The sequence below is a fragment of the Paenimyroides baculatum genome, from assembly GCF_008629655.1.
In the GTDB taxonomy this organism is placed as follows: Bacteria; Bacteroidota; Bacteroidia; order Flavobacteriales; family Flavobacteriaceae; genus Flavobacterium; species Flavobacterium baculatum.
In genome coordinates this window covers 212,478-223,713 of sequence record NZ_VWSG01000006.1, presented here as the reverse complement: position 1 = coordinate 223,713, position 11,236 = coordinate 212,478, and the positions used below count along the sequence as shown (strand labels likewise).

The following is an 11,236-nucleotide window of genomic DNA, read 5'->3' as shown; positions in this document are numbered from 1 at the left end:
TGTTTTTTATATTTTTGATGTTGCGTTTAAGACCTTTTAGTTTCCTAAAAGCTCTTACTCTTTATTTTTCTGTTAATCCAATATGTCTATGAACTTGTCTTCTTTTCTTCACTTGTATCTCAAAGCGGTTGCAAAAGTAGTAATCTTTTTTAATTCTCACAAATTTATTTTAAAAAATATTTTTGACACGATTTTTTAAAGAACTTTTGCTAGTCGTTTCGTTTCTGAAACGGATTGCAAAGCTACAACCTTTTTTATATCAAATCCAAATTTATTTTTTATAAATTTTTCTGTGTTTTCAAATCTTTTAAAGAACGTTTCTGTTTTTCAACGGTGCAAATATACCACCCCTTTTTTATGCTATCCTAATTATTTTAAACCTTTTTTTAAAGTTATTTTTTAGTTACTTTATTGTTAAGTGGTTATAAAATAATTTTAACAGGTGAATGGTTGTAATGAAGTTTAAAACACAAAGAAGTATTTATATTTTATACCTAATAATGAATACTTTTTCTTGACTTATCCTAATAATTTAAGGTCTTGATGTCGCGTTAGAGATTACCTTCGGTCAGTTCGGCTTATGCCTCGGGTGCAGCGGATAGCCTTTTGTGGCTTTAATGCCACAAAAGCTATGAGTGAAAAGCCCGACCCGCCCAATAAAAGGCGGGGAACGCCCAAGTGAGAAGCAAAAAAAAGTGATTCTAACCGAACCACTCCTTTTTTTATTTCTCTATTTCTTTTAAAGATTCCATTTTTTTGTTTGCAAGGAAGCCTTTAATATCTTCAAAATGTTCTTTTACTCGTTTGTTTCCAAACTCAAAAACTTTTTCAGCTAATCCATCAAGGAAATCACGGTCGTGCGAAACCAAAATCAACGTTCCATCAAAATCGCGTAAGGCATCTTTAATAATGTCTTTGGTTTTTAAATCTAAATGGTTTGATGGCTCATCTAAAATCAACAGGTTAACAGGTTCTAACAACAGTTTTATCATTGCCAAACGTGTTTTTTCGCCACCCGAAAGTACTTTTACCTTCTTTTGAATATCATCACCTTGAAACATGAACGCCCCAAGTATATTTTTTATTTGTGTACGAACATCGCCAACCGCAATTCTGTCTATAGTTTCAAATATCGTTGCATTTTCATCTAACAACGCTGCCTGGTTTTGAGCAAAATATCCAATTTGAGCATTGTGACCTACTTCAACCGAACCACCGTTGATTTCGATTTCTTTCATAATGGCTTTAATCATGGTTGATTTACCTTCACCATTTTTTCCAACGAAAGCTACTTTTTGTCCACGTTCGATTACCAAACTGGCATCTTTAAAAATCAATTTATCATCGTACGATTTTTCAAGATCTTTCACTATAACCGGATATTGACCCGAACGAACCGATGGTGGAAATTTCAATTTTAAAGCAGAATTATCGATTTCATCAACTTCGATAGGAATAATTTTTTCTAACATACGAACACGCGACTGAACGGCATCGGTTTTAGAAAAAGTTCCGCGAAAACGATCAATAAACGCCTGATTGTCGGCAATAAATTTCTGCTGTTCATCGTACGCTTTTTGCTGATGAACGCGACGATCTTTTCGCAATTCTAAATAATGAGAGTATTTTGCTTTGTAGTCGTAAATTCTTCCCATGGTAACTTCGATTGTTCTGTTGGTAATATTATCAACAAACGCTCTATCGTGCGAAATCACCATTACGGCTTTTGCCTGATTGATCAAGAAATCTTCCAGCCATTCAATACTATCCATATCCAAGTGATTGGTTGGCTCATCTAACAAAATCAAATCGGGTTTTGTCAATAAGATTTTTGCCAATTCGATACGCATTCTCCATCCACCCGAAAATTCTTTAGTCGGACGATTGAAATCTTCTCTTTCAAAACCTAATCCTTTTAAGATTTTTTCAACTTCTGCTTCGTAATTTACTTCTTCGATCGAATAATATTTTTCAGATAATTCTGAAACTTTTTCGATTAATTTCATGTATTCATCACTTTCGTAATCGGTACGAACGGTTAATTGCTCGTTAATATCGTCGATTTCTTTCTTCATATTTAAAACCGATGAAAACGCTTTTGAAGTTTCTTCTAAAACCGTGCAGTTGTCTTCGGTTAATAAATGCTGCGGCAGATAAGCGATAACAGCATCGCTTGGAGCCGAAATATTTCCGCGCGTTGGCTTGTTTGCACCCGCCACAATTTTAAGTAAGGTAGATTTTCCCGCACCATTTTTACCCATAAGGGCAATTTTATCGGTTTCATTAATGGCGAAAGTTACTTCGCTGAAAAGTGTTGTTCCGCCAAATTCTACGGCAATATCGTTTACTGTAATCATTTTATAAAAATAAGTTGTGCAAAGATAAAATAAGATGTGATAAAAAAAAGCTAACGGTTTGTTAGCTTTAATCTTTTCTGACAACTTCTAATATTAGATTGGATTCATAGAAAGTAAATTTTGTTTTATCATCTTTTGTCGCCACAAATATTTTCATCATTAACCCTTTTGTTTTTTTATCAACTAAAGTAATTGTGTTGTCTTTAAAATTCCAAACAGCATCATCTGCCATCATAGTAAAATACCTGAGCCCTTGTGTTGGATTTGTAGACGTTATTTTAATTGTTTGATCTTTGTTTAAATGAAAAGTACTTTCACTTAATCCGTTCATCATATTCTGCATATTTTCATTCTCAACAGTTTTAGGACTGATAACCTCTTTAACTTCCCATTTCCCAACTATATTAAATTCTTGGGCATTTACAGCTCCACAAATTAATGTTAGAAAAATTAATATTAAAAGTTTTCTCATTGGTTATAATTTTAAAATTTTGATAAAATTAAACATTTTTAACAAATAAGTAACTATTAACTTCAAACCGTCTTATCAATTTTATTATCTTTTAAAGTAAACTGCAACAAAATATATCCTAACAAAGCGGCAATTGTAGAAGATATTAAAATAGCGAGTTTTGATATTACGATATCTTCCTGATTTGAGAAAGCAAGATTTGTTATAAAAATCGACATGGTAAAACCAATACCGCCCAAACAGGCTACCGCAAACAAATGTTTCCAGTTAAAGGCATTTGGCAGTTTACACCAACCTAACGAAATCACAAAGAACGAAAATAAGGTAATACCTAATGGTTTTCCTACAATTAATCCGCCGTAAATTCCTAGTGCATTGTTGTGTAACAAGCCGTTAATTGCGGTTGCATCAATCAACACAGCGGTATTTGCTAATGCAAACAATGGTAATATGATGAATGACACCGGTTTTGCCAAGCTGTGTTCTAAATCTGTAGATAACGATGATTGCGTTTTTATTTTACTAAACGGAATGGTAAATGCAAGTAAAACTCCAGCTATTGTTGCATGAACACCCGATTGCAGCATAAAATACCAAGCAAAAGCGCCCAATATCAAATAAAGCCACAAATAATTTACATTGCGTTTTCCTAAAATAAATAACAGTGTTAAAATCCCTAAAGAAATCAATAGGTTTGTCCCATCAAAATTCGATGTATAAAAAAAGCCGATTACCAAAATTGCCATTAAATCATCGATCACTGCCAAAGCTGTTAAAAAAACTTTTAATCCTAACGGAACTCTCTTTCCTAACAACGATAAAATCCCCAAAGCAAAAGCAATATCGGTAGCCATTGGAATTCCCCATCCGTGCGCCGTTGATGCATCGTGATTAAAATACATATAGATAGCCGCCGGTACCAAAACGCCGCCAATTGCAGCAAATACAGGAAGTAATGCGGCTTTTACGTTTGATAATTCGCCTGTATAAATTTCCTTCTTAAGCTCTAATCCTACAAACAGAAAAAAAATCGCCATTAAACCATCGTTAATCCAAAATTCGATATTTCCTAAAGGTAACATGGTTGTCCAAAAATGATGGTACGCATCTCCAAACGCTGAATTCGCTATAATCAACGAAAATATCGTACATATAATCAGTAAAATTCCCGAGGATTTTTCGTTTGATACAATTCGTGATAAAGTCGATTTAGAATTCATGATTACTGCTTTTATAAGTGATGAAAGGCGAAATTACAGGAATTACAATTTTGAAACAAGAACAATCGTACAAATTGAATTTTTTGCAATTTTATACCACTCTTTTTAATTATCTTTGCTAATTAGATTGAACAATATATGGAATCGGTTTTAGAAGCAAACAAACCGGCTACTGGTAAACCAAAATGGTTACGTGTAAAATTACCAACCGGCAAAAAATATACAGAATTAAGAGGTTTAGTAGATAAATACAAACTTCACACAATTTGTACCTCTGGAAGCTGCCCAAACATGGGTGAATGCTGGGGCGAAGGTACGGCTACTTTCATGATTTTAGGGAACATCTGTACGCGTTCTTGCGGATTTTGCGGTGTAAAAACCGGTCGCCCAGAAACGGTAGATTGGGATGAACCTGAAAAAGTTGCCCGTTCTATTAAGTTAATGAACATTAAACATGCGGTGTTAACTTCTGTTGATCGTGACGATTTAAAAGACGGCGGTTCGATTATTTGGGCTGAAACCATTAAAGCGGTTCGTAGAATGAGTCCGGGAACTACCATGGAAACATTAATTCCTGATTTTCAAGGTATCGAAAGAAATATCGACCGTATTTTAGAAGTGGCTCCCGAAGTGATTTCGCATAATATGGAAACCGTTCGCAGATTAACTCGCGAAGTGCGTATTCAAGCGAAATATGATCGTAGTTTGGAAGTTTTACGTTACTTGAAAGCAAACGGAGCTAAAAGAACTAAATCGGGCATTATGCTTGGCTTGGGCGAAACCGAAGAAGAGGTTATACAAACCATGCACGATTTACGAAATGTTGGTTTAGATGTTTTAACGATTGGGCAGTACTTACAGCCAAGTAAAAAACATTTGCCTGTAAAAGAATTCATTACGCCAGATCAGTTTAAAAAATACGAAGAAATAGGTTTAAATCTTGGTTTCCGCCATGTAGAAAGCGGTGCCTTGGTTAGATCTTCTTACAAAGCACAAAAACATATTTTATAATATCGGGTCGTTCATAAGAACGACCTACTTGTTTTCTATAATAAATTATGAAAATAAAAATCGCTATTAACGGATTTGGTCGTATTGGACGAAACCTTTTCCGTTTATTGATTAATCATTCACAGATAGAAGTTGTTGCCATTAACGATTTAGCCGATACCGCAACAATGGCACATTTGTTAAAGTACGACAGTGTGCATGGGAAATTATCTGAAAACGTATCGCATAACGAAGATCATTTGATAGTTAATGATACTAAAATTGCATTTCTGCACGAAAAAGATATTACAAAACTAAACTGGAAACCTTTTGATCTTGATTTTGTAATTGAAGCTACCGGCAAACACAAAACAGAAGATTTATTGCAACATCACATAAAAAACGGAGCAAAACGAGTAATTCTTTCGGTTCCGCCAGATGATAACGAAATTAAAACCGTTGTTTTAGGTGTTAACGAATCTATTTTAAATGGTTCGGAATTAATTGTTTCAAACGCAAGTTGCACCACAAATAACGCAGCACCAATGGTTAAAATAATTGATGAATTGTGCGGGTTAGATAAAGCTTTTATCACCACCGTTCATTCTTACACCACCGATCAAAGTCTGCACGATCAACCTCATAAAGATTTGCGCAGAGCTCGTGGTGCGGCACAATCAATCATTCCTACTACAACTGGAGCTGCCAAAGCATTAACCAAAATCTTCCCTGAATTTGAAGGAAAAATAGGTGGTGGCGGTATTCGTGTTCCTGTTCCCGATGGATCTTTAACCGATATTACCTGTTATGTAAATCGCGATGTTTCGGTAGAAGAAATTAACGAAGCTTTTAAAAATGCAGCCGAAAATCAGTTGAAAGGAATCATTGAATATACCGAAGATCCTATTGTTTCTGTTGATGTTATTGGAAATACGCATTCTTGTTTGTTCGATGCCCAACTTACGACTGTTTTAGGACGCATGGTAAAAATTGTTGGCTGGTACGATAATGAAATTGGATATTCTTCCCGATTGATTGATTTGATTCAGTTTATGTCAAATAATAAACAGAATTGATATATTTGCCAAAATTTATAACATATACTCCATGAAAACATTAGACAAATTAACAGAACGCAGCGGCAATCAGTGTGAATTATGTGCAGCAACAGAAAATTTATCAATTTACGATGTTCCGCCAACAGCAAGTAATTTATCAGACCGAGAAATTTTAGTTTGCGAAAATTGTTTAAATCAAATCGAAAAGAAAGAAGAATTAAATGCAAATCACTGGCAATGTTTATCAACTTCTATTTGGAACGAAAATATTCCGGTGCAGGTTGTAAGCTGGCGTATGTTGAATCGTTTTAGAAACGAAAGTTGGGCTGCCGATTTGCTTGATATGATGTATTTAGACGACGAAACTTTAGATTGGGCAAAACAAACCGGAGATCATGAAGGCGACGGAAGTATTGATTTACACAAAGACTGCAACGGAAATATTTTAATTGGTGGCGATACCGTTACCCTGATTAAAGATTTAGATGTAAAAGGATCAACTTTAAACGCAAAAATTGGTACTGCGGTAAGAAATATTCGCTTGGTTCATGATAACACCGAACAAATTGAAGGAAAAATTGATGGTCAGCAGATTGTAATTCTTACAAAATATGTAAAAAAACAGAGTTAATGTAACTCAAAATTCAATATTTAAAGACGCTATTGTTAAAGTAGCGTCTTTTTTATTTCTTAACATTTTTTGGCACACACTTTGAAAATTGCTTACTAACAAAACAATTATCAATCTTTTTAAACAAACTTGTTATGAAAACGTTATTCACTTTAGCACTTTTAGCCATTACAACAATTGCGAGTGCGCAGCCGGGACATCATAGAGGTCACCACAAACATAAAAAACACCACAAAAAACATTATACTCACAAACATCACAGAGATGATGACCGCAATTACCGCCACAACCAAAGAAGAGTTGTAAGATACGATGACCGCACAGATTACCATTATCATGTAGATCGTGAAATGAGCCGATACGATTTTTTAAGATTATCGCGGGCACAAAGATCTCGATTACAAGTATCGTTAAACTTTATGGTAAACAACAATTATGGTCCGCGTGATTACGAACGCAGGTTACGCAGCGATTTAGGAACCATTTTAACCCGTGATCAGTTTGGAATGTGGGAACGCAGAGCCTATACCGGCGGTGGAAATACGTTTGTGTTTAATTTCAACAGATAATTTCAATAAATCCAATCCAATAAATGAGAAAACCTCCGAATTGATTATTCAAAACGGAGGTTTTTCTGTATAAATAAATATAAAATTATCTTGTAAATAATAATTCGCGGTATTTAGTCAACGTCCATAATTCATTATCAACCATTAACTCTAATTTATCTGCGTGGTAACGAATTTCGTCAAAATATGGTTTAACGTTATCGCAATAAGCATGCGCCATTTTTTCAACAGAATCTAATGAATTTGCCTCTTTACGAGCATCCATCATTGCGTGTAATTTTGCATTTAATTCGTTCACGTGCATAGACGTTTTCTTTAAAATCAAAATTTGTTCTGCAGCCAATTCCTCATAACTGTCGCCAAAAATATCTTTTAACCCTTTAATGTTTTCAATTAATAAGTTTTGATATTTAAACGCTGTAGGAATAATGTGGTTACGAACGATATCACCTAAAACACGACCTTCGATCTGAACCTTTTTAACGTAATCTTCCAATTCAATTTCGTAACGAGATTCTACTTCAGTATGATTCATTACGTTTAATTCTGCAAATAAATCGAATGCTTTTTTAGAAACTTTTGCCTTTAATGCAGCCGGAGTTGTTTTGTGGTTCGATAATCCACGACGAGCCGCTTCTTCTTCCCATTCTTTACTGTATCCGTCACCTTCAAACAAAATGTCTTTGGTTTCTTTGATATACTCACGCAATACGTTGAAGATCGCTTCGTCTTTTTTCAATCCGTCTTTTTCAACCAAAGCTTCCACTTCTTTTCTAAAATCGATCAACTGTTTTGCAACAATCGAGTTTAAAGTGGTCATTGAAGTAGCGCAGTTAGCTGTTGATCCAACGGCACGGAATTCAAATTTATTTCCTGTAAACGCGAATGGCGATGTACGGTTACGATCTGTATTATCTAACAAAACGTCTGGAATTTTACCAACTACGTTCAATTTTAAATCGGTTTTTTCTTCAGGAGACAATTTTCCTGTTGATACACCTTCTAATTCTTCCAACACTTTTGTCAATTGCTGACCAATGAAGATTGATATAATTGCAGGCGGTGCTTCGTTTGCTCCTAAACGGTGATCGTTAGATGCTGATGCGATTGATGCGCGTAATAATTCTTCGTAAGTTGAAACCGCTTTAATGGTATTGATAAAGAACGTTAAAAACTGTAAGTTGCTGTTTGGTGTTTTGCCCGGTGCCAATAAATTGATACCAGTATCGGTTGCTAACGACCAGTTGTTGTGTTTACCAGATCCGTTTACGCCTTTAAAAGGTTTTTCGTGGAATAACACTTTAAAGTGGTGACGTTCTCCAACTTTCTGCATCACATCCATTAATAATGAGTTGTGATCTACCGCTAAATTGGTTTCTTCGAAAATCGGAGCTAACTCAAACTGATTTGGAGCAACTTCGTTATGACGTGTTTTTACCGGAATTCCCAACAACATACACTCGTTTTCTAAATCGCGCATGTAGTTTAAAACTCTTGTTGGTATCGATCCAAAATAATGATCTTCTAATTGCTGACCTTTAGCCGAAACGTGACCTAACAATGTTCTACCAGTTTGTAAAATATCAGGGCGGGATGCTGCCAAAGCATCATCAATTAAGAAATATTCTTGTTCCCAACCTAAAGTAGGAGTTACTTTTTTAACGTTTTTGTCGAAGAATTTAGCAACTTCAGTTGCTGCATCGTCAATTGCAGACAACGCTCTTAATAAAGGTGCTTTGTTGTCTAATGCTTCACCTGTGTACGATACAAATACGGTTGGAATACATAATGTTGTTCCAAAAATAAATGCAGGCGATGTAGGATCCCAAGCAGTATAACCGCGAGCTTCGAATGTGTTTCTAATTCCTCCGTTTGGAAAAGAAGATGCATCAGGCTCTTGCTGAACCAATTGCGAACCACCGAATTTTTCTACCGGATCTGAACCATCAAAAGAAGTCTCAAAAAAGGCATCATGTTTCTCTGCGGTAGTTCCTGTTAAAGGCTGAAACCAGTGTGTGTAGTGTGTTACACCTTTAGTCATTGCCCATTCTTTCATACCTAAAGCGATATAATCTGCCATTCTACGATCAATTTTTGTACCTTGATCCATTGCAGAGCGTACTGCCTTGTATGCCTCTGGAGTTAAGTGCTGGCGCATTGATTTGTCATTGAAAACATTGCTACCAAAAATTTCTGATTTTTTACCTAATTCAGAAACCGCAACCGGCGGACGGTTGCTTGCTGCTTTTAAAGCTTCGAAACGAAAAGTTGCCATATTTTTTGTATTGTGTAGTTATACCATGCAAAAATAAATAAAACTTTGATTAAAAATAAAAAGACCCCTAAAATTTAGGGGGTCTTTTTAAAAACATTTAATTATTTCTTTATTTGCATTGTTTTTACTGGGGCATTCTCTAAACCTAACGCTGAAATTGTAGCATTGTAGTCGCTAAAGTTCATTTTTTGTTGGAAACCACCTGGTACTACAACAACTCTGAATGTTTGACGGTAAACAAAATCGTTATATTCAGCATTTGTCAAGTCATTCACTGGGAAATTAGCCGAAAAATATACTTTTACATCGTAACGAGTAAAATCATAATCGTATTTTACCATATCGCTTCCTCCTAAATTGTATGAAACAGGAACTAAAACCCAAGAATTGCCTTGCCATCTGTAAACTAAAACGTTATCACTATCAAAAATTGGTGTAGTAAAATTCCAAGTTGCAGAATAAGTATAAGCATCTTCCACTGTGCTTAAAGTTTCGTTTGACAATTCAAAAACTTGTGAAATGTTTTCGTTGTAACCTCTGTCTTCATAATATTCTTCAACTGTACAGCTTTGTAATGCTGTTAAACCTATGAATGCTGTTAAAAGTAGTACTATCTTTTTCATGATGTATTGTTGTTAAATGTTTATATATCTTTTATATTAATCTTCATTTCATTAATCGTGCCAAAAAAATATCTTTCTAAATAATTTTGTAATTTTGTTTGAAACTTTTGTAAAATTATGAAAAATATTTTCTTTAAAGGTCAGGTACTATGGAGTATGATTGATGCAAACCGACATTTACGTCATTCTGCTTACAGCGATTTATGCACACAGGCTCGTAACAATTTAATGATTCACATAGGTTTATCGGTTAATGAATGTGCAAAATACGGTATTGCTCCTATTCTTTTTAGGGAAGAAACTATTTTTCACAGAGAAATTAAAATGGATGAAGAAATTTCTGTAGCTGTTGAAATGACCAAACATACAATTGCCAACAATCGTTTTTCCATCACTCATTTTGTTTATAAATCCGATGGAACCAAAAGTGCAACGGTAAATGCTGATGGCGCCTGGTTTGATTTGCAATCAAGAAAACTAACTACATTACCAGAAAACATTGTTAAGTTGGTTAACCAAATCCCTAAAAGCGAAAATTATATAGAGGAATAAAAAAACCGAACTTAATTAAGTTCGGTTTTTTTTATTATTTATTCTGCTAAATGCTTCATGAAAACTTCGATTACTTCATCTTCTGTTCCGTCGCCGTTTACATCTATCATTCGTTTTAGTTTTAACTGATCTGCAGATTTTTCAATAATTTCTCCTCCTTGAAAAAAGTTAGATCCGTGAAATTTTAATTCGTTGTTTATAACCGTATATGATCCGTAAAACTTTTGTGAAGGACATGGTGGTACTGGTGTTGTTTTTCCAACAACATTACTTTCTGTATAATCAACAATCTCAAACGAATTAAATTCGTTTAACTGCAAATAATCTTTTCCGCAGTTTGAATTTTCTGCATAAGGTGTGTTTTCGCCATTAATGATTACCCCTTGCGGATACCATTTTCCTACCAAAACATCAACCTGTTTGTCGTCATCGTTACATCCAACAAATGCCAATGCCAAAAATAAAGTAACAATAATTTTTTTCATATTT

11 protein-coding genes are annotated in these 11,236 nt (G+C 34.7%); 5 read left to right on the top strand and 6 right to left on the bottom strand.

The window, feature by feature from the left end; genetic code table 11:
* Positions 1-722: 722 nt before the first annotated feature.
* The 3 genes from F0460_RS10005 to nhaA all read right to left on the bottom strand — a co-directional run bounded on the left by F0460_RS10005 (position 723) and on the right by nhaA (position 4,049).
* Positions 723-2,357 (bottom strand): ABC-F family ATP-binding cassette domain-containing protein, encoded by a 1,635-nt coding sequence (locus F0460_RS10005; RefSeq protein ID WP_150012776.1) that lies wholly within the window; start codon positions 2,355-2,357, stop codon positions 723-725.
* Positions 2,358-2,424: 67 nt separating this feature from the next.
* Positions 2,425-2,829 (bottom strand): DUF5004 domain-containing protein, encoded by a 405-nt coding sequence (locus F0460_RS10000; protein ID WP_150012774.1) that lies wholly within the window; start codon positions 2,827-2,829, stop codon positions 2,425-2,427.
* Between the two features lie 62 nt (positions 2,830-2,891).
* Positions 2,892-4,049, bottom strand: a complete 1,158-nt coding sequence (gene nhaA, locus F0460_RS09995) for a Na+/H+ antiporter NhaA (protein WP_150012772.1) — start codon at positions 4,047-4,049, stop codon at positions 2,892-2,894.
* Positions 4,050-4,187: 138 nt separating this feature from the next.
* Between nhaA and lipA the strand changes: the two genes are divergently transcribed.
* The 4 genes from lipA (at position 4,188) to F0460_RS09975 (ending at position 7,297) form a co-directional block, all read left to right on the top strand.
* Positions 4,188-5,060, top strand: coding sequence for a lipoyl synthase (gene lipA / locus F0460_RS09990; protein WP_091518843.1), 873 nt, complete (start codon positions 4,188-4,190; stop codon positions 5,058-5,060).
* A 44-nt stretch (positions 5,061-5,104) separates the two neighbouring features.
* Positions 5,105-6,115, top strand: coding sequence for a type I glyceraldehyde-3-phosphate dehydrogenase (gene gap / locus F0460_RS09985; protein WP_150012770.1), 1,011 nt, complete (start codon positions 5,105-5,107; stop codon positions 6,113-6,115).
* A 31-nt stretch (positions 6,116-6,146) separates the two neighbouring features.
* The gene (locus tag F0460_RS09980) at positions 6,147-6,728 is read left to right on the top strand and encodes a PhnA domain-containing protein (RefSeq protein WP_150012768.1); all 582 of its coding nucleotides are present in this window, start codon (positions 6,147-6,149) and stop codon (positions 6,726-6,728) included.
* A gap of 134 nt (positions 6,729-6,862) precedes the next feature.
* Positions 6,863-7,297 carry a hypothetical protein gene (locus tag F0460_RS09975; protein ID WP_150012766.1) on the top strand — a complete coding sequence of 145 codons (435 nt, stop codon included), beginning with the start codon at positions 6,863-6,865 and terminating at the stop codon, positions 7,295-7,297.
* 85 nt (positions 7,298-7,382) lie between these two features.
* On the opposite strand, the gene F0460_RS09970 is transcribed toward F0460_RS09975, so the two are convergent.
* Together F0460_RS09970 and F0460_RS09965 are read right to left on the bottom strand one after the other, a co-directional pair.
* Positions 7,383-9,572, bottom strand: a complete 2,190-nt coding sequence (locus F0460_RS09970; RefSeq protein WP_150012764.1) for a glutamine synthetase III family protein — start codon at positions 9,570-9,572, stop codon at positions 7,383-7,385.
* A gap of 101 nt (positions 9,573-9,673) precedes the next feature.
* Positions 9,674-10,195, bottom strand: a complete 522-nt coding sequence (locus F0460_RS09965) for a hypothetical protein (RefSeq protein WP_150012762.1) — start codon at positions 10,193-10,195, stop codon at positions 9,674-9,676.
* 117 nt (positions 10,196-10,312) lie between these two features.
* On the opposite strand from F0460_RS09965, the gene F0460_RS09960 reads away from it, so the two are divergent.
* Positions 10,313-10,747, top strand: a complete 435-nt coding sequence (locus F0460_RS09960; protein WP_150012760.1) for an acyl-CoA thioesterase — start codon at positions 10,313-10,315, stop codon at positions 10,745-10,747.
* A 38-nt stretch (positions 10,748-10,785) separates the two neighbouring features.
* Here F0460_RS09960 and F0460_RS09955 read toward each other — a convergent pair whose 3' ends face one another.
* Positions 10,786-11,232, bottom strand: coding sequence for a lipocalin family protein (locus F0460_RS09955; protein ID WP_150012758.1), 447 nt, complete (start codon positions 11,230-11,232; stop codon positions 10,786-10,788).
* Between the last annotated feature and the right edge of the window lie 4 nt (positions 11,233-11,236).